A 16,993-nucleotide genomic window follows, 5' to 3' on the forward strand; every position below is an offset into this window, starting at 1 on the left:
CCGCGACCCGTGAACCCTGCGCCCGGAGGACCGTCCGTGAACCCGCTCTCCCGCACCGTGCGTCCGCTCCTGCTCGGCACCCTGCTCGGCGGGGCGCTGCTCGCGTCCGGCTGCTCGGTCAACAACAACGGGGACGACCAGGTCGCGGGCAAGCAGCTGTTCGTCTCCAAGTGCGGCTCCTGCCACATCCTCGGGCGGGCGGACACCAAGGGCGTCACCGGCCCCAACCTCGACGAGGCGTTCAAGCGCCCGCTGAAGGACGGCTTCGGCCGCGACGGCGTGCGCGGCGTCGTCTACCAGCAGATCAAGCACCCGCAGATCGGGAGCGTCATGCCGCGGGACCTCGTCGACGACGAGGGCGCCCGCGACATCGCCTCCTACGTGGCGGCGGTCGCGGCCGCGGGCGGCAAGGACGGCGGCGCGCTCGCGACGGCGGTCAAGTCCTCGGCCTCCGACAAGCCCGCCGTGGCCGAGAACGGGGTCCTGACGATCCCGGCCGACCCCGGCGGCCAGCTCCTCTACGTCAACGCCACCGCGCAGGCGCCCGCCGGGTCGCTCGAGGTGAAGATGCCCAACGAGTCCTCGGTCCCGCACGACATCGTCATCGACGGCAAGGGCGAGTCGCAGCAGGTGACGGGCGGCGAGGCGGGCTTCACCGCCGACTTCGCGCCCGGCAAGTACACCTACTACTGCTCGGTGCCCGGTCACCGGCAGGCCGGGATGGAGGGGACGCTCACCGTCCAGTAGCGCGCCCGGACGCCCCGCACGGGGCGTCACCGGGGCCGTCCGCGGTAGAGTCCGGGCACGATGAGCCAGCGTTACCGACTGCGGACGCCGTCCACCGGACGGGAGATCTTCCTCGAGGCCGAGCCCAACACCGTCTATCGCGACCGCGAGACCGGTGAGGAGCTCGAGGTGCTCGGCAAGGTGCTGCCGCTCGCCCCGTCGAAGTCGAAGCTGCCCTGGGCCGTGGAGAACCTGCGCTTCTGCCCCTGGTGCGACCAGCTCGCCCAAAAGGACCTCAACGACTGCCCCACCTGCGGCCGCCGGATGGCGCCCGCCAGCTGATGCCGCGCCGCTCGACGGCCGTCGCCCTGCTCGTCGCCGCCGCGTTCGGCGTGACGGCGTGCGGCGGCAGCGAGCAGACCGGGGACGTCGTCCCCTCCTCCGCCCCCGAGCTCGTGCCGCCCGGCGAGGGCTCCGGCACGCTGCCCGCCGCCCCGACCGGGGACACGGGCACGACCGCCGACGACGGCACGACGACGACCGACACGACCGGCAAGACGTCCACGGACGACGGCACGACGGTCACGCCGAGCAGCCCGTCGACCGGCGGTGCGGCGGCGACGCCCGCCCCGCAGGCCACCGCGGTCCCGCAGGCCACCCCGACCCCCGCGACCGGCGGTGCCGGGACCGGCGGTGCGGGCGGCGGAACGGCGGGCGGCACCGGCAGCGAGGCCGGCGGCTTCCAGGACTTCTGCACGCAGAACCCCGGGGCCTGCGACCAGTAGCGCGGCCCGCACGGCCGCGGCTCAGCGCAGGACGATGCGTCCGCCCCGGGCGGGCGCGAACGTGATCGCACGCCGCGTCGTCCCCTCCCCCGCCCGGTCACCGCGGGCGGGCGCGAGCTGCGCCGCGTCCAGCAGGGCGCCGAGCACCACCCGCATCTCCAGCAGCGCGAAGCTCGCCCCCAGGCAGCGGCGCACACCGCCGCCGAACGGGATCCACGTGGACGACGACGGCGCCGCGTCGAGGAACCGCTGCGGTCGGAACGCCAGCGGCTCGGGGTACAGGTCCGCGCGGCGGTGCAGGAGGTAGATCGACGGGGCGACGTGCACGCCGGCCGGCAGGTCCCAGCCGCCCAGGCGCAGGTCGCGGCGCAGCTGCCGCACGACCGCCGGCACCACCGGCCGCAGCCGCAGCGTCTCGCGGATCACCGCGTCGAGGTACGCATGGCCGCCCGCACGCCGCTCCGCCACAGCCGTCGCGAGCACGTCGGGGTGGCGCACGAGCCGCTCGACCGTCCAGGCGAGCGCGGTCGCGGTCGTCTCGTGCCCGGCGATCAGCAGCGTCATGAGCTCGTCGCGCAGCTCCGCGTCGGTGAGGCCCTCCCCGTGCTCGTCGCGGGCCTGCAGCAGCAGCGACAGCACGTCCTGCCCGGGAGCGGCGTGACGGCGCGCGGCGAGCTCCTCGGTGACGACGGCGTCGGCGGCCGCACGCGCCGCGAGGAACCGCCGCCAGGGACTCAGCGGCCCGGCGTGGCGGCCCTGGGTGAGTCCGAGCGCCACGACCCGGCCGCGCGTGCCGACCTGCGCGAGGACGCGCCGCAGGGGCGCCCCGACCCGCGCGACGTGCGCCGGGTCCTCGACGCCGAAGACCGTGCGGACGATGATCTCGAGCGTCAGCGCCTGCATCCGCGGCAGCGCCGGCCCCGCCTGCCCGCGCGGCCACGCGGCGACGTGGCGGGCCGCGACCTCCTCCATCACGGCGGTGCTCGCGCGCAGCCGGTCCCCGTGGAACGGCGGCAGCAGCATCCGCCGGTGGCGCAGGTGCTCGGCGCCGTCCAGCAGCAGCGTCGACCCGGGGCCCAGGACCGGGGCGAGGACCGCGTTGCCCGCCCCGGCGTGCAGCACGTCCGGGTCCCCGCGCAGGACCTCGCGGACCGCGTCCGGGTCCGCGGTCACGACGAGCGTGCGGCCGGGCGCGGGCCGCAGCGTGAACCAGTCGCCGCAGCGCGCGTGGCAGGCGTCGAAGAACCGCGTGGGCGTCAGCAGGAAGCCGACGCCCATCATCCAGCGCGACAGGTCCGGCCGGGGCGGGAGCGCCCCGGCGGCCGTCGCGTCGGGCATCAGGGCGTGGAGACGAGCGTGGCCGAGTAGGTCAGCCGCGCGGTGCGGTACAGGCAGTAGAACTGGGAGATCCCCATCTCCTTCGTCTGCGCGGTCTGCCGGTCGAAGTCGTTGCACTTGCCCTTGCCGCGGCTCGCGCGCCACGAGGTCGTGCCCGGCTGGTTGACCGCGAGCGCGGGCGCCCAGGTCGGCACGGTGAGCCCGACGACCCAGCCCTTCTTCACCGGGATCGACCGCTCGAGCGGGAACTGCACGGTCTGCCCGAAGTACTTGGAGAGCTTCTGCGGCTCGCCCTGCGCGACCGCGCGGTAGTAGAGCTTGTTGCCGGGGCGCAGGATCGTGATCTGCGCCTGCGGCTCGCCGCCGAGGCCCTCGTTGAAGAACTTCGTCTGCTCCTTGCCCGGCTTGCCGAGCGTGATCGTCCAGGCGACGATGCGCCCGTCCTTGGGGATGACGTGCACGCTGCGGTTCGTGTCGACCTTCGCCTGGTAGCCGGTCGTCTTCGGGATCGCCTGGCACGGACGGTCCGGGCAGGAGGGCGCGGGGGCCGGTGTGCCCTGCAGGACCCCCACCTCGTCGAGCGTGCCCAGGGCGGCCGCCGGGACGGCGAGCGCGAGGGCGACCGCAGCCACCGTGACCTTCGTCGAACGCTTCATCACGCCCCATTGAACACGACACGTCGCCGGAAGGTGCGGATACGACCGCCGGGGAAGTTGCGGGCGCAATAGACTCGCCGCCGGGATGAGCGCGATCGAGACGGTGGGGCTGGAGCGGGAGTACCGGGACGGCCTGAAGGCGGTGGCGGGCGTGGACCTCGCGGTCGCGGCGGGCGAGGTGTACGGGTTCCTCGGCCCCAACGGTGCCGGGAAGACCACGACCGTGCGGATGCTCGTGACGCTCCTGCGGCCCACGGGCGGGCGGGCGACGGTCGCCGGGCACGACGTCGCCACCGAGCCGGCGAAGGTCCGCCGGCGCATCGGCGTCGCCCTGCAGGAGGCGTCGCTGGACCTGCTGATGACCGGCCGGGAGCTCGTCGAGCTCCAGGCCACGCTCCACGGGATCCCGCCGCGCACGGTCGCCGGGCGTGCCACCGAGCTGATCGAGCGCGTCGGGCTCGAGCAGGCCCAGGACCGGCGCGTCGGCACGTACTCGGGCGGCATGCGCCGCCGCCTGGACCTCGCGATGGCGCTGATCCACGAGCCCGAGGTCCTGTTCCTCGACGAGCCCACCACGGGCCTGGACCCCGTCTCGCGCCTGACGCTGTGGGAGGAGGTGCGACGGCTGAAGGCCGAGGGCACCACGGTCTTCCTCACCACCCAGTACCTCGAGGAGGCCGACCAGCTCGCGGACCGCGTCGGGATCATCAGCCAGGGCCGCCTCGTCGCCGAGGGCACCCCGGCGAGCCTCAAGGCGGAGATCGACCGGCCGCGGCTGAACGTGTCGGTCGTCGACCAGGACCGGCTGGCGCAGGCGCGCGAGATCCTCGCCCGCTTCGGCGACGAGCGACCCTCGACCGAGAACGCCGACCTGTCGTTCGCCGTCGACGGCGGCGCGACCGCGATCGCCCCGGTCGTCCGGGCGCTCGACGAGGCCGGCATCGCCGTCGCGGCGCTCCAGGTCGTCGAGCCGAGCCTCGACGACGTGTTCGTGCAGAAGACCGGCCGGCACCTCGAGGGCACCGACGCCCCGGCCGCGGAGACCCCGGCGTGATCCGCGCCGTCGTCGCGCTCGCCCGTCGCGCCCTGCGCAACGCGTTCCGCCGTCCCCAGTTCCTCGCGCCGCTGCTGATCTTCCCGACGTTGTTCCTCGCCGTGAACACCGGCGGCCTGAACCGCACGACCGACCTCCCCGGGTTCCCGCAGGTCGACGGGTTCCTCGACTTCCAGCTCGCCGCGGCGATGACGCAGTCGCTGCTGCTCGGCGGGGTCGCGGCCGGGATCGCCCTGGCGCTCGAGATCGAGGGCGGCTTCTTCGACCGCCTCGTCGCCTCCCCCATCCCGCGGGCGGCGATCGTGCTCGGCCGGCTGGCCGCGGCGGGCGCGCTCGCCGCGATCCAGATCGTCTACTTCACGGTCCTCGGCCTCGTCTTCGGCGCGAGCATCCAGGGCGGCGTCCTCGGCTTCCTCGCCGTGCTCCTGATCGGGGTCGTCGCCGGCATGGGCTTCGGCGCGATCGGGACGACGCTGGCGCTGCGGGCCCGCAACGCGAGCACGGTCCAGGGGATCTTCCCCCTGGTGTTCGTCGTCCTGTTCATCAGCTCGGCGTTCTTCCCGCGCGATCTGCTCTCCAGCCCCGCCGACACGATCGCCCGCTACAACCCGCTGAGCTACATCGCCGACGGGATGCGCGACCCGATCATCTCCGACCTGTCGGCGACCCCGTTCCTGGAGGGGCTCGCTGCCGCCGCGCTGGTCGCCGCGGGCGGCATCGCGCTCTCGGTCGCGGCGCTGCGCGGAAGGCTGCGGGACGCATGACCGCCGAGCTGATGGTCGTCCGCGCGCTCGTCCTGCGGGCGCTGAACGAGATCACCCGCGTCCCGGGCGCCGCGATCCCCGGGGTGCTCGCCCCGACGATCTTCATGGTCGGGCTGGCGAGCGTCTTCGGGAAGGCCGCGGAGCTGCCCGGCTTCACCTCCGACGACTTCCTCACCTTCATCGTGCCGGTCGGACTGCTCCAGGGTGCGGGCTTCACCGGGGCGGCGACGGGCGTCAACCTCGCCCGCGACATCGAGCAGGGCTGGTTCGACCGGCTGCTGCTGTGCCCCGCCCCGCGCGCGGCCCTGCTCGCCGGGATCATCGCGAGCGCCGGGCTGCGCGCCCTGCTGCCCGGCACGTTCCTGTTCGGCGTCGCGCTCGCGCTCGGCGTCGACTTCCCCGGGATCGACGGGCTGCTCGTCGCCGTCCCGCTCGTGATGGGGTTCGCCTGCCTGATGGCGTGCTGGGGGGTCATCCTCGCGCTGCGCTTCCGCTCCCAGCAGGCCGCGCCGCTGATGCAGATGGGCAACTTCGTGGCGGTGCTGTTCTCCACCGCCTACGCCCCGAAGGAGCTGCTGGCCGGCTGGCTCGAGACGTTCGCGACGGTCAACCCCGTCACGCTCGTCCTCGAAGGGGTCCGCCAGGGCTTCGTCGGCGACGTCACCTGGGCGGACACCTGGCCGGCGTTCCTGGCGCTCGGCCTGCTGCTGGCGGCGTTCGGCGCGCTCGCGGTGCGGGGCCTGGGCCGCTACGGACGCTGACTCCCGACTTCTGGGGAGGCGCCCGGCGGCCATCCGTCCGCGGGGGGGTCGGGTCGTGCGGTCCGCGCGCCGAGGAGAGGAGCGATCCCGAGCCACGGAGGCTGCCATGCACCGCGCACGGAACGCGCGCACCCTGTCCACGACGGTCGTCGCCCTGACGCTGCTTGCCGTCGCCACCCTCGCCCCGTCCGCCTCGGCGACCTACGGCTCCTCCCGGGGCGGCCTGTGCAAGCCGTCCGGCGCCCGCAGCGCGCTGCCGACCTGCCCGACGACCACCGACTACCGCTGCTCGACGACCTCGTCGCGCTGGGCGTCGCGCTACCGCGCCGCCGGGCTGCGCTGCACGAGCAGCCGGGAGCTGCGCCGCAGCCCGCGCCAGGGCCACGGCCACGGCTGGCGCCCGCCGCACAGCGAGGAGCCCACCCCGACCCCCACGCCGACGCCGACCCCGACGCCCAGCGGCCCGCCGGTGAGCAGCGGCCCGTACGCACTGGTCCTGCACCGCGGCGGCGAGGTCTGGTCCGGCAACGACCGCGACGGCGCGCTGGCGCGGATCTCCCCGGTGGTCGGCGACCACTACTACGACAACCCGGCCCTCAGCGCGGACGAGACCGCGGTCGTCTACGACGAGGACAACCACGCCGTGCAGATCGACGCCTTCGCCGGCGGGGACCGCACCGTCCTGTTCGCGCCCGCCGACCCGACCGACGACGCCTGGCAGCCGAGCTTCCACCCCAGCGGTGACACGGTGCTCTTCACGTACCGCAACGACCTCTACACGATCGGGGTGGACGGGACCAGCCTCACCGCGGTCACGAGCACGCCCGACGCGCTCGAGCAGGACGGCGCGTTCTCCCCCGACGGCTCGACGATCGCGTTCAGCGACCGCGGCCGGCTCGGCCTCGTCGACGCGGACGGCACGAACGTCCGGTACCTCACCGCCGCGTTCGACTGGAGCTCCTGGGGTCCGCGCTGGTCCCCCGACGGCTCCAAGCTCCTCTTCTACGGCTTCGACGCCTCCGGCTCGGACATCTACGGGATCCGCGCCGACGGCACCGGGCTGCGCAACGTGACGAGCTCCACCGGGGACGAGCAGCTGCCGGACTACGCCCCGGACGGCGCGTCGCTGGTCTACGACCGGGACGCGGACGCCGACTTCCTGTTCGGCCTCTGGCACGCGGCGATCGACGGCTCGGGCGCTCGTGAGATCGTCGCCCAGTCCGCGTTCTCCGGCTCCTACCGGCAGCCGACGACCGCCACGACGGAGCCCGACCCGGAGCCGACCCCCACCCCGACGCCCACGCCCACCCCGGGGACCGGTGGCGGTGGCGGGCACAGCGGCGGCGGGCACGGCGTCTGCCGCGACAAGCGCAGCAGCGCGCAGAAGCGCCGCAGCTAGGCGCTACGGACGGTTCGTGGTCGCCGCCGGCTCACGCAGCGTGAAGGTCCCGACCTTCGGCGGCGTGGGCGCGGCGTCCACGCAGCTCGTCCGCACGCAGCCGGGGCGGGTCGCCTCGGCGGAGAAGCGCACGCTGGCAGGCTTGCCGATCGAGCTCTGCGAGAACCGCAGGACGATCGTCGTGTCGCTCGAGCGGGAGACCGAGACGGTCCCGGTGCGCGTCGGCAGGTCGTTGGCGCGCTCCTTCAGGACGCTGCCGCGGAGCTTCTCCCCGGCGGCGTCGGCCGTCACGCACGCGAGGTGCTCGGGGATGCTGCGCTCGATCTCCGTCGTCACCGTGTAGAGCCGCAGGCAGATCGAGCCGGGCGGCCCGCCCTTCTCGGCCACGAGGTCCTCGGCGGTGAACGCCTCCGACGCGGTGATCGCCGCGCGCAGGCGCCCGTCGGGCGCCTTGCCGAGCTGGACGCGCCGCAGGTCGATCGCGCCCTCGGCCGCGTCCGTGCGCGAGTCCGTGAGCACCACGGGCTTCGTCGAGACGGCGGCCACCGCGACGCCGGTCAGGAGGCTCGCGATCGCGGTGCCGGCGATCAGCCGACGGGTGTGCCGCGGACGGCGACCCGGTCCAGGTGCGCCAGCACGGCGTCCGCCGTCGGCTCCTGGGCGTCGGTCGTCATGAGATGGCCGCATCCCCCAATCATGACGAAGACGGCGCCCGGGATGCCCGCTGCAAGGGCGCGCCCGCGGGCCGGGGCGACCAGCCGGTCCTCGTCCCCGTGCACGACGGTGACCGGGAACCGGCCGAGCTCGGCCAGCCGCGCGCGGACGTCGTGACGGGCGATCGCCAGCAGCTGCGCGGCGATCGTGACGGTCGGGGTGCCGTCGCGCAGGCGCAGGTCGCAGTCCTGCGCGATCCGCTCGGGCGCCTCCTCGAAGGTCCGTCGCGCGTAGAGGACGCGGGACATCACCGGCCACGAGCGGCCGGGCCCGAGCAGCGGGCGCAGGCCGCTGCTGCCGATCAGCCGCCACGGCGGCGGCCCCGAGCGCGCCTGCGCGGTCGTGCTGCCGAGCAGCAGCGAGCGCACCCGCTGCGGGTGGTCGAGCGCGAGGTGCTGGGCGACCATGCCGCCCATCGAGACGCCGTGGACGTCGGCGACGGGGACCTCGGCGTGATCCATGACCGCCAGGACGTCGGCGACGAGGTCGCGCAGCGACAGCGGCCCGCGGATCGGGGAGCTCTCCCCCGTGCCGCGGTTGTCGATGACGAGCAGGCGCGCCCGGTCCTGCAGGGAGGGCAGCAGCCGCCACCAGGCGTTGCCGCTGCCGCCGAGCCCCATGATCAGGACGAGCGGGGGCCCGGCGGGGTCCCCCTCGTCGCGGTAGTGGATCCGGACGGACCCGTGCTGCGCGACCGGCACGCGCGCGGCTCAGCGGCCCTCGTAGGTCGCCTTCCCGGGGCCGTCGGTGAGGAACGAGCGCACCGCGTTCTTCAGGTCTTCGGTGGCGAACAGCGGGCCGCTGACCTCGCCGACGATCGCGTCGGCGGCGCGCGGGTCCTGCCGGACGCCGGCCCCGACCAGGAGCTTCGTCGCGGCGTGCGCCTTCGTCGGGCCCTCGGCGATCCGGCGGGCGAACGCGCGGGCCGCCTCGTCGAAGCCCTCGAGCGGCAGCACGCGGTTGACGACGTTCCACGACGCGAGCGTCGCGGCGTCGTAGAGCTCGCCGGTGTAGATGAGCTCCTTCGCGCGGGCGGGGCCGGCGCGCTCGGCCAGCCGCTGCGGGCCGCCCATGCTCGGCGTGAGGCCGACGACGATCTCCACGAGCCCGAACCTCGCCTTCTCGGAGGCGAGCAGCAGGTCGCAGGCGAGCGAGATCTCGAACGCGGCGGTCAGGCACAGCCCCTGGGCGGCGAACACCGTCGGGCACGGCAGGTCCTCGAGCTGCTGGATCGGCACGAGCCAGCGGTCCCACAGGTCGGCGCCCTGCTCGGGCGTGAGCCCGTCGAAGGTGTGGACGTCCACGCCGCCGCTGACGACCTTGCCCTCGGCGCGCAGCAGCACGCCGCGCGGCGGGGCGGCGACGAGCTCGGCGACCGCGGCGCCGAAGCCGTCGATCATCGCCTCGGTGAACAGGTTCAGCGGCGGGGCGTCGAACGTCAGGACCGCGAGCGGCCCGTCCTGCTCCAGGCGCACGGGCCCGAACTCCTTCGTGCTCACGAGAGCTCCTTTCCGGCAGCGGCGATGTCGTCCATGTCACCCGGTGCGGGCACCCACGGCAGGCGCAGCGCGTCCTTCTCGGGCTGGTCCTTGTAGCGGGGGATGACGTGGAGGTGGAAGTGGAAGACGGTCTGCCAGGCGTCGGCGCCGCAGCAGTTCAGGAGGTTCACCCCGTCGGCGCCGAGGCGGTCCTTCGCCCGCCCGGCGATCTCCTGGGCCAGTGACGCGCAGGCGGCGAGGTCGTCGGGCGCGATCTCGAGCAGGTCGCGGGAGTGCTCGCGCGGGATCACCAGCGCGTGCCCGCGGGTGCCCGGGTTGATGTCCATGAACGCGATCGCGCGCTCGGTCTCGGCGATCGTCGTCGAGGGGAGGTCCCCCGCGACGATCTTGCAGAAGATGCAGTCGGGATCGGCCGGCATGCGCGGACCCTACCCCTCGCGGGCCGCGAGCCACGCGCGGGCGTGCGCGACCGCCCCGTCGCGGTCGGTCACCTCGCCCGCGTAGCCGGCCGCGGCGAGCTCCGCGAGCAGCTCGCCGAGCAGCGGGCCGGGTCGCAGGTCCAGGGCGGCGGCGAGCTCGTCGCCGCGCACGAGCGGGGCGGGCCGGTCCCCGTCCTCCCAGGCGCGCACGGCGGGCAGCAGCTCCCGGGCCAGCTCGAGGTGCACGGCGATCGACCGCTCGGCGTCGCGGCCGGTGGTCGCGAGGCGGTCGGCGACCGACAGGAGCGTGACGTCGAGCGCGACGGGCCCGGTGGCCACGAGGTAGGCGTGCAGGCGCCGGCGCTCGACCGGCCGGTGGTGCACGAGGAACCCGAGGCGCAGGTGGTGGCGGGCGAGCGCGGCGACGTGGGTGCGCAGCCGGTCGCTGGTCCGCAGGCGCTCGAGGATCGCGCGGGCGAGCCGCGCCCCCTCGCGGTCGTGGTCGGGGAAGCCCAGGACGGTGCCGTCGTCGCGGACCGCCTGACAGGCGGGCTTGGCGATGTCGTGCAGCAGCGCCCCGAAGCGCAGCGCGGTCCCCCGGGTCAGCTCGTCGGAGAGCGGGCGCGCCAGGAACGCCGTGAGCGCCGCGCCGTGCTCCTCCCCCAGGACGGCGCCGGGGTCGGCCTGCAGCTCGCAGGTGCGGCGCAGGACCGTCATCGTGTGGTCGTGGACGTCGGCGTCGTGGAAGACGTTCTGCTCGACGCCGTGCAGGGCGGCGAGCTCGGGCAGCACCCGTGCGGTGAGCCCGAGGTCCTCCATCAGCGCGAGGCCCTCGACGGGCCGGTCGCACGCGACGATCCGCCGCAGCTCGGCGAAGACGCGCTCGGCGGCGACCCGCTCGATGCCGGGCGCGTGCTCGCGCGCGGCGGCGACGGTCGGCGGCTCGGGCTCGAGGTCGAGCTCCGACGCGAACCGCGCGAGCCGCAGGACGCGCAGCGGGTCGTCCGGGAACGAGGCCCGGCCGACCATCCGCAGCCGCCGGCGCACGAGGTCCTCCGCCCCGCCGTGGGGGTCCAGCAGCGGCCCGCCCTGCAGCGGCTCGGCGATCGCGTTGACGGTGAAGTCCCGCAGCGCGAGGTCGGCCTCGATCGTCCCGTCGCGCAGCGGCGCGAGGTCGATCTGCCACGCGCGGTCGGGCCCGTGCACCCGCCAGGCGCCGTGCGCGTCGGAGAGCGGGAACGACGGGCCGCCGGCCTGCAGCGCGAGATGGCGGGCGGCGGCGCGCACGTCCCCGTCGACGACGAGGTCGATGTCGTCCAGCGGCCGGCCGAGCAGCCGGTCGCGGACCGCGCCGCCCACGACCCACGCGCGCTCGCCGCGCAGGGCGTCACGGGCCGCGTCCAGGGCGGCGCTCACGTCGCGGCGCCGACCGTGCGGCGGGTCGCGCGGGGCAGCAGCCCGCAGGTGACCTCGTAGTTGATCGTGCCGAGCGCGGCGGCGACGGTCTCCGCGAGGATCCGCTCGCCGCCGTCGGCACCCAGCAGCGTCACGGGGTCGCCGACCGTGACGCCACCCCCGTCGGGCCCCAGGTCGACGGTCACGTTGTCCATGCTCACGGTGCCGACCTGCGCGAAGCGGCGGCCGCCGATCAGGACCTCGGCCTGGTTGGTGAGGCCGCGCCGCCAGCCGTCCCCGTAGCCGATCGGGACGGTGGCGAGCACGGTGTCCCGCTCGGCGACGAAGCGGCGCCCGTAGCCCGCGCTCTCGCCCCGCGCGCACGGCTTGACCGCGGCGACGACCGAGCGCAGCGCGAGCGCCGGGACGAGGCCGTGCCGCTCCGGGTCGCGGTTGGCGGGGTCCATGCCGTAGATCGCGATGCCGCAGCGCACGAGGTCGAGGTGCGTGGCCGGGTCGCGGAGCGTCGCCGCGCTGTTGGCGACGTGCCGGACGAGCCCGGGGTGCACGGCCTTCAGCGGCTCCGCCCAGGCGCGGTAGCGGGCGAGCTGCTCGTCCATGAAGCGGTCGCCCTCCTCGTCGGCGGTGGCGAAGTGCGTCATCAGCCCGACGGCGTGCACGCGGTCGTCGGCCACGGCGCGCCGCACGAGCGCGGTCGCGAGGTCCGGGTCGCGCGTGCCGAGCCGGCCCATGCCGGTGTCGAGCTTGACGTGCACGCGGGCGGGCGGTGCGTCCGGCCGCGGACGCGCGGCGGCCTCGAGGAACTCGGGCGTCCACGCGACGACGTCCGCCGCCGCGCCGAGCGCGAGATCGAGCTCGTCCGGCGTCAGCGCGCCCATGACGAGCAGCGGCCCGGCGATGCCCGCGTCGCGCAGCGTCCGCGCCTCCCGCGCGGAGACGACGGCGAGCCAGTCGGCCCCCGCCGCCTGCGCGGCGCGGGCGGCGGTGAGCGCCCCGTGCCCGTACCCGTCGGCCTTCACGACGCCCGCGAACGCCGCGCCGGGCGCCAGCCGCCCGCGCAGGGTCCGGACGTTCGCCCCGATGGCGGCGACGTCGACGAGCGCCTCGACGCGCTCCACCGCTCAGTCCTGGTGGGCGAGCGCGTCGAGCACGTCGACGCGCGTGACGAGCCCGACGAACCGGCCGTGCTCCACGACCGGGAGGCGGTTGTGCCCGCTGCCGGCGATGAGCTTCGCGGCCTCGCGCACCGTCGCGGTGCTCTCGATCGTGTCCGGGTCGGCGGTCATGAGGTCCTCCACCCGGGCGGCGAACGCCTTGCGCAGGCGCTCCTCGAAGCGCCGCAGCGGCTCGAGGTAGATGATGCCCCCGAACAGCTCGATGTAGTGCGGGAGGTGCAGGTCGCCCTGCTCGTCGCGGATGACGAGATCGGCCTCGGTGACGATGCCGACGCAGCGGCCGCCCTCGTTGACGACCGGCACCCCGGGCACGTCGGTGGAGCGCATCAGGCGGATCGCGGACTCGACGTCGGCGTCCGGCCCGATCGTCACCGCGTCGGGGTCCATGATCTCGGCGACGGTCAGGGCGGCCATGCGGTCCAGCCTACCGACCGGCGCCGCGGTCCCCGTCGCGCAGGCGCGCGCGGCCGAGCGCGGCCGCGACGTCCCCGGCGACCACGCCGTCGGGGCCGTGCTGCTCGGCGGCGAGCCGTCCGGCGCGCGCGTGCAGCTCGACGGCGGCGCAGGCGGCGCGGAACGGCTCGACGCCCTGGGCGAGCAGCGCGCCGACGAGGCCGGCGAGGACGTCCCCGGTCCCGGCGGTCGCCAGCGCCGGAGCGCCACCCTGGCTGATGGCGACGCGACCGTCCGGGTCGGCGACGAGCGTGTCGTCGCCCTTGAGGACGACGACGGCGTGCGCGTGCTCGGCCGCGGTGTGCGCGTGCTCGAGCCGGGCGGCCTGGACGCGCTCGCTGGAGGTGTCGAGCAGCCGCGCGAGCTCGCCGGCGTGCGGGGTCAGCACGGTCGGCGCGGTGCGCGCGGCGAGGTCGGCGACGCGGCCGGCGTGCGCGCCGAGCCCGTCGGCGTCGAGGACGAGCGGCACGTCGGCCACCGCCGCGAGGCCGCGGGCGAAGGTGCGCGAGGCGGCGGCGGTGCCGAGCCCCGGTCCGAGCACGAGCGCGCCGCCGCGCCGGGCGGCCCGCTCGGCGACGAGCGCGGCCCCGTCGGCGACGAGCGCGCCGCCGTGGTCGGGCAGCGGGACGGTCATGGCCTCCATCAGCGCGATCGCCACGACCTCCTCGAGCGACCCGGGCACGCAGGCGGTGACGTAGCCGGCGCCGCCGCGCATCGCGCCGAGCGCGGCGAGGCACGGCGCGCCCGTGAGCCCGCGGGAGCCGCCGGCGACGAGCACGTGCCCGCTGGTGAACTTCGTGCTGGCGGCGCCGCGTCCGGGCAGGCCGTCGAGCACCCGCTCGGTGAGCAGCCCGACGTCCGCGGGCTCGGTCGGCGCCCCGGCCGGGATGCCGATGTCGCAGACCGCCAGCACCCCGGAGCGCTCCTTGCCGGGGTTGATCCACAGGCCGGGCTTGGCGGCGTGGAAGGTGGCGGTCGCGACGGCGCGGATGGCGACGCCGGCGGCCTCGCCGGTGGAGGCGTCGACGCCGCTGGGGACGTCGCACGCGACGACGGGCACGCCGCTCTCGACGATCGCGTCGATCGCGTAGCGGGCGGCGCCGCGGGGCTCCCCGGTGACGCCGGTGCCGAGGATCGCGTCGACGACGAGCGTGACGCCGTGCAGCCCGGCAGCGGCGAACGGGACCGGCCCGGGACCGGGCAGGAGCGCCGAGTGGTGGGCGGCGTCGCCGCGCAGCTCCGCGACGGGCGCGGTGACGAGGACGCGGACGTCGCGGCCCTGCTCGCGCAGCAGCCGCGCGAGGACGTAGCCGTCGCCGCCGTTGTTGCCCTTGCCGCAGACCACGGCGATCGTGCCCTGCGGGGCGACCCGCTCGACGACCGAGGCGAGCGCGGCCCCGGCACGGTCCATGAGGTCGACGCCGGGGATGCCGAGCTCGTCGATCGCCCAGGCGTCGGTGGCGCGCATCCGTGCCGCGTCGGGCAGCGGGTCGAGCCAGTCGGGGAGCGCCGGGCGGGTCATGCGGCGGGGACCGTCAGGGCGACGGCCCCGGCGGTGTCGCGGGCGTGCGTGAGACTGACCTGGACGGCGGTGACGCCCTGCGCCCCGGCGCGCGCGGCGACGTCGCCGTGCAGGCGGATGCTCGGCGGACCGCCGTCGGCGACGACCTCGACCTCGCGCCAGGCCCAGCCGGCCTCCAGCGCGAGCGCCTTGGCGACCGCCTCCTTGGCGGCGAAGCGGGCCGCGAGGTGCTCGCCGGGGCGGCCGGTGCCGTCCGCGTAGGCGAGCTCCGCCTCGGTGAAGAGGCGCTGCGCGAGCCCGGGCCGGCGCTGCAGCGCCTCCTCCACCCGGGTGATCTCGACGAGGTCGATGCCGACGCCCACGCGACCCGCCTACTCGACCGTGACGGTCTTGGCGAGGTTGCGCGGCTGGTCGACGTTCAGCCCGCGCAGCCGCGCGATCCGGTAGGCCAGCAGCTGCAGCGGGATGACGGCGAGCAGCGGCTGCAGCATCCAGTCGGTCTGCGGCACGCGGATGACCGACTCGCAGTGCTCGCCGATCTCGACGTTGCCCTCGCTGGCGACGCCGATGACGTGCGCGCCGCGGGCGCGGACCTCCTGCATGTTGGAGATCATCTTGTCGAGGATCGGCGAGTCGGTGGCGATGCAGATCACCGGGGTCTGCTCGTCGAGCAGGGCGATCGGGCCGTGCTTCATCTCCCCGGCGGCATACGCGTCGGTGGCGATGTAGGAGATCTCCTTGAGCTTCAGCGCGCCCTCGAGCGCGACGGCGCGGCCGGCGTGCCGGCCGAGATAGAGGAAGAACTCGCCCGCGTGGTGCTGCTGGGCGATCTCCTCGACGTCCATCGAGTCGAGCAGCTCGCGGATCATGTGCGGGAGCCGCCTGACCTCGCCGGTGAGCCGGACGAGCTCCTCGCGCGGCAGCGCGCCGCGCAGCTCGGCGAGCCGCAGCGCCAGCAGGTAGAGGACCGCGACCTGGCAGACGAACGTCTTGGTGGCGGCGACGCTGACCTCGAGCCCGGCGCGGGTGAAGAGCACGCCGTCGGCGTCGCGGGTGGCCTGCGAGCCCATGACGTTCGTGATCGCCAGGACGTTCGCGCCGCGCTCGCGGGCGAGGCGCATGGCGGCGAGCGTGTCGGCGGTCTCGCCGGACTGGGTGATGCCGATGACGAGGTCGCGCGGCCCGAGGATCGGGTTGCGGTAGCGGTACTCGGAGGCGACGTCCATCTCCACGGGGACGCGCGCCCACTCCTCGATGGCGTAGCGGCCGATGAGCCCGGCGTTGAACGAGGTGCCGCAGGCGACGATGACGATCCGGTCGACGTTGGCGAGGATCGACTCGTCGAGCGCGCCCTCGTCGTCGAGGTCGACGCCGTCCTCGCGCAGCGTGCGGTCGGCGAGCGTCTCGGCGACGACGTCGGACTGCTCGTAGATCTCCTTGAGCATGAACGTCTCGTAGCCGCCCTTCTCGGCGGTCTCCTCGTCCCAGTCGATCGTCGTGACCTCGCGGTCGATCGGGGCGCCGCCGGGGCTCATGAACGCGACCTCGTCGGCGGTGACGACGACGAGCTCGCCGTCCTCGATGACCTGGACGTCGCGGGTGTGCTTGAGGAACGCGGGGATCGCGGAGGCGAGGAACGTCTCGCCGTCGCCGCGGCCGATGATCAGCGGGCACTCCTTGCGGGCGGCGACGAGCGTGTCGGGGTCGTCGAGGCCCATCGCGACGAACGCGTAGTGCCCCTCGAGCTCCAGGAACGAGCGGCGGACCGCCTCGGCGAGCGTGTCGCACTGGTCGCGGTGCGAGGAGACGAGGTGGGCGATGACCTCGGCGTCGGTCTCGGAGGTGAAGTGCGCGCCGCCGGCGATGAGGCGCTGCTTGAGCGCCATGTAGTTCTCGACGATGCCGTTGACGACGACGTGGATCCGGTTGCGGTTGTCGTAGTGCGGGTGCGCGTTCTGCTCGTTGACGCGGCCGTGGGTCGCCCACCGCGTGTGGCCGATGCCGATCGTGATCGGCGCCGCGGTGACGGTGCCGGCGAGCATCTCGGGGGTGATCGCGGCCCAGGCGCCGGTGGCCTGGACGAGGGCGGCCTCGAGGTTGTCGAGGTTGCCGACGGCGCGGACGGAGGCGATCCGGTCGCCGTCGACGACCGAGACGCCGGCCGAGTCGTAGCCGCGGTACTCGAGCTTGCGCAGTCCGTCGAGCAGGACGGGCTGGGCGTCCTTCTTGCCGACGTATCCGACGATGCCGCACATGGCGTGGATCCTTCCGGGACGAGGTCCGGTCGCGGGCGCGCAGGGCGCGCCGACTGG

At 75.2% G+C, this 16,993-nt stretch carries 19 protein-coding genes; 7 read left to right on the plus strand and 12 right to left on the minus strand.

The window, feature by feature from the left end:
• Positions 1 to 36 precede the first annotated feature (36 nt).
• From C7Y72_RS15380 to C7Y72_RS15390, 3 genes are read left to right on the plus strand one after another with little or no spacing between them, the layout of a single operon-like run.
• Positions 37 to 747 carry a plastocyanin/azurin family copper-binding protein gene (locus C7Y72_RS15380; protein ID WP_146175405.1) on the plus strand — a complete coding sequence of 237 codons (711 nt, stop codon included), beginning with the start codon at positions 37 to 39 and terminating at the stop codon, positions 745 to 747.
• Positions 748 to 807: 60 nt separating this feature from the next.
• The gene (locus C7Y72_RS15385) at positions 808 to 1,068 is read left to right on the plus strand and encodes a hypothetical protein (protein WP_230316264.1); all 261 of its coding nucleotides are present in this window, start codon (positions 808 to 810) and stop codon (positions 1,066 to 1,068) included.
• Complete coding sequence (locus C7Y72_RS15390) at positions 1,068 to 1,511, plus strand: hypothetical protein (RefSeq protein WP_107570067.1); 444 nt, start codon at positions 1,068 to 1,070, stop codon at positions 1,509 to 1,511. The genes C7Y72_RS15385 and C7Y72_RS15390 overlap by 1 nt, the downstream gene beginning before the upstream one ends.
• A gap of 21 nt (positions 1,512 to 1,532) precedes the next feature.
• On the opposite strand, the gene C7Y72_RS15395 is transcribed toward C7Y72_RS15390, so the two are convergent.
• Positions 1,533 to 2,849, minus strand: coding sequence for a cytochrome P450 (locus C7Y72_RS15395; protein WP_107570068.1), 1,317 nt, complete (start codon positions 2,847 to 2,849; stop codon positions 1,533 to 1,535).
• Positions 2,849 to 3,505, minus strand: coding sequence for a hypothetical protein (locus C7Y72_RS15400; RefSeq protein ID WP_107570069.1), 657 nt, complete (start codon positions 3,503 to 3,505; stop codon positions 2,849 to 2,851). The genes C7Y72_RS15395 and C7Y72_RS15400 overlap by 1 nt, the downstream gene beginning before the upstream one ends.
• Before the next feature lie 85 nt (positions 3,506 to 3,590).
• Between C7Y72_RS15400 and C7Y72_RS15405 the strand changes: the two genes are divergently transcribed.
• From C7Y72_RS15405 to C7Y72_RS15420, 4 genes are all read left to right on the plus strand, one after another.
• Positions 3,591 to 4,559: an ATP-binding cassette domain-containing protein gene (locus C7Y72_RS15405; protein ID WP_107570070.1), complete on the plus strand. Its 969-nt coding sequence runs from the start codon at positions 3,591 to 3,593 to the stop codon at positions 4,557 to 4,559.
• Entirely contained in the window at positions 4,556 to 5,323 is a 768-nt protein-coding gene (locus C7Y72_RS15410; RefSeq protein ID WP_107570071.1) for an ABC transporter permease, read from the plus strand. Before C7Y72_RS15405 ends, C7Y72_RS15410 begins: the two co-directional genes overlap by 4 nt.
• Positions 5,320 to 6,084, plus strand: a complete 765-nt coding sequence (locus tag C7Y72_RS15415; RefSeq protein WP_107570072.1) for an ABC transporter permease — start codon at positions 5,320 to 5,322, stop codon at positions 6,082 to 6,084. Before C7Y72_RS15410 ends, C7Y72_RS15415 begins: the two co-directional genes overlap by 4 nt.
• A 106-nt stretch (positions 6,085 to 6,190) precedes the next feature.
• Positions 6,191 to 7,483 (plus strand): TolB family protein, encoded by a 1,293-nt coding sequence (locus tag C7Y72_RS15420; RefSeq protein WP_107570073.1) that lies wholly within the window; start codon positions 6,191 to 6,193, stop codon positions 7,481 to 7,483.
• Between the two features lie 3 nt (positions 7,484 to 7,486).
• On the opposite strand, the gene C7Y72_RS15425 is transcribed toward C7Y72_RS15420, so the two are convergent.
• The 10 genes from C7Y72_RS15425 to glmS are packed head-to-tail and all read right to left on the minus strand — an operon-like array spanning position 7,487 to position 16,936.
• Entirely contained in the window at positions 7,487 to 8,029 is a 543-nt protein-coding gene (locus C7Y72_RS15425; protein WP_107570074.1) for a hypothetical protein, read from the minus strand.
• Between the two features lie 41 nt (positions 8,030 to 8,070).
• Positions 8,071 to 8,898, minus strand: a complete 828-nt coding sequence (locus C7Y72_RS15430) for an alpha/beta fold hydrolase (protein ID WP_107570075.1) — start codon at positions 8,896 to 8,898, stop codon at positions 8,071 to 8,073.
• 9 nt (positions 8,899 to 8,907) lie between these two features.
• Positions 8,908 to 9,696, minus strand: coding sequence for an enoyl-CoA hydratase/isomerase family protein (locus tag C7Y72_RS15435; protein ID WP_107570076.1), 789 nt, complete (start codon positions 9,694 to 9,696; stop codon positions 8,908 to 8,910).
• A complete protein-coding gene (locus tag C7Y72_RS15440) occupies positions 9,693 to 10,115 on the minus strand; it encodes an HIT family protein (protein WP_107570077.1) in 423 nt (140 codons plus the stop codon). The genes C7Y72_RS15435 and C7Y72_RS15440 overlap by 4 nt, the downstream gene beginning before the upstream one ends.
• A gap of 9 nt (positions 10,116 to 10,124) precedes the next feature.
• A complete protein-coding gene (locus tag C7Y72_RS15445; protein WP_158276883.1) occupies positions 10,125 to 11,531 on the minus strand; it encodes a tRNA nucleotidyltransferase/poly(A) polymerase-related protein in 1,407 nt (468 codons plus the stop codon).
• Positions 11,528 to 12,649 (minus strand): alanine racemase, encoded by a 1,122-nt coding sequence (gene alr, locus C7Y72_RS15450; protein ID WP_107570079.1) that lies wholly within the window; start codon positions 12,647 to 12,649, stop codon positions 11,528 to 11,530. Before alr ends, C7Y72_RS15445 begins: the two co-directional genes overlap by 4 nt.
• Before the next feature lie 3 nt (positions 12,650 to 12,652).
• Positions 12,653 to 13,120: a CBS domain-containing protein gene (locus tag C7Y72_RS15455; protein ID WP_107570080.1), complete on the minus strand. Its 468-nt coding sequence runs from the start codon at positions 13,118 to 13,120 to the stop codon at positions 12,653 to 12,655.
• 10 nt (positions 13,121 to 13,130) lie between these two features.
• Positions 13,131 to 14,681: an NAD(P)H-hydrate dehydratase gene (locus C7Y72_RS15460; RefSeq protein ID WP_107570081.1), complete on the minus strand. Its 1,551-nt coding sequence runs from the start codon at positions 14,679 to 14,681 to the stop codon at positions 13,131 to 13,133.
• On the minus strand, positions 14,678 to 15,043 hold the full coding sequence (locus C7Y72_RS15465; RefSeq protein WP_107570082.1) for a holo-ACP synthase: 366 nt from the start codon (positions 15,041 to 15,043) through the stop codon (positions 14,678 to 14,680). Before C7Y72_RS15465 ends, C7Y72_RS15460 begins: the two co-directional genes overlap by 4 nt.
• Before the next feature lie 9 nt (positions 15,044 to 15,052).
• Positions 15,053 to 16,936, minus strand: a complete 1,884-nt coding sequence (gene glmS, locus C7Y72_RS15470) for a glutamine--fructose-6-phosphate transaminase (isomerizing) (RefSeq protein WP_107570083.1) — start codon at positions 16,934 to 16,936, stop codon at positions 15,053 to 15,055.
• Between the last annotated feature and the right edge of the window lie 57 nt (positions 16,937 to 16,993).

The sequence above is a fragment of the Paraconexibacter algicola genome (genome assembly GCF_003044185.1).
Lineage (GTDB): Bacteria > Actinomycetota > Thermoleophilia > Solirubrobacterales > Solirubrobacteraceae > Paraconexibacter > Paraconexibacter algicola.

What these genes read in the sequence shown, in the direction of transcription:
- C7Y72_RS15385 (WP_230316264.1), top strand. Translation starts at nt 808, where the DNA reads ATGAGCCAGCGTTACCGACTGCGGACGCCGTCCACCGGACGGGAGATC.
- C7Y72_RS15390 (WP_107570067.1), top strand. Translation starts at nt 1,068, where the DNA reads ATGCCGCGCCGCTCGACGGCCGTCGCCCTGCTCGTCGCCGCCGCGTTC.
- C7Y72_RS15395 (WP_107570068.1), bottom strand. Translation starts at nt 2,849, where the DNA reads ATGCCCGACGCGACGGCCGCCGGGGCGCTCCCGCCCCGGCCGGACCTG.
- C7Y72_RS15400 (WP_107570069.1), bottom strand. Translation starts at nt 3,505, where the DNA reads ATGAAGCGTTCGACGAAGGTCACGGTGGCTGCGGTCGCCCTCGCGCTC.
- C7Y72_RS15405 (WP_107570070.1), top strand. Translation starts at nt 3,591, where the DNA reads ATGAGCGCGATCGAGACGGTGGGGCTGGAGCGGGAGTACCGGGACGGC.
- C7Y72_RS15415 (WP_107570072.1), top strand. Translation starts at nt 5,320, where the DNA reads ATGACCGCCGAGCTGATGGTCGTCCGCGCGCTCGTCCTGCGGGCGCTG.
- C7Y72_RS15420 (WP_107570073.1), top strand. Translation starts at nt 6,191, where the DNA reads ATGCACCGCGCACGGAACGCGCGCACCCTGTCCACGACGGTCGTCGCC.
- C7Y72_RS15440 (WP_107570077.1), bottom strand. Translation starts at nt 10,115, where the DNA reads ATGCCGGCCGATCCCGACTGCATCTTCTGCAAGATCGTCGCGGGGGAC.
- C7Y72_RS15455 (WP_107570080.1), bottom strand. Translation starts at nt 13,120, where the DNA reads ATGGCCGCCCTGACCGTCGCCGAGATCATGGACCCCGACGCGGTGACG.
- C7Y72_RS15460 (WP_107570081.1), bottom strand. Translation starts at nt 14,681, where the DNA reads ATGACCCGCCCGGCGCTCCCCGACTGGCTCGACCCGCTGCCCGACGCG.
- glmS (WP_107570083.1), bottom strand. Translation starts at nt 16,936, where the DNA reads ATGTGCGGCATCGTCGGATACGTCGGCAAGAAGGACGCCCAGCCCGTC.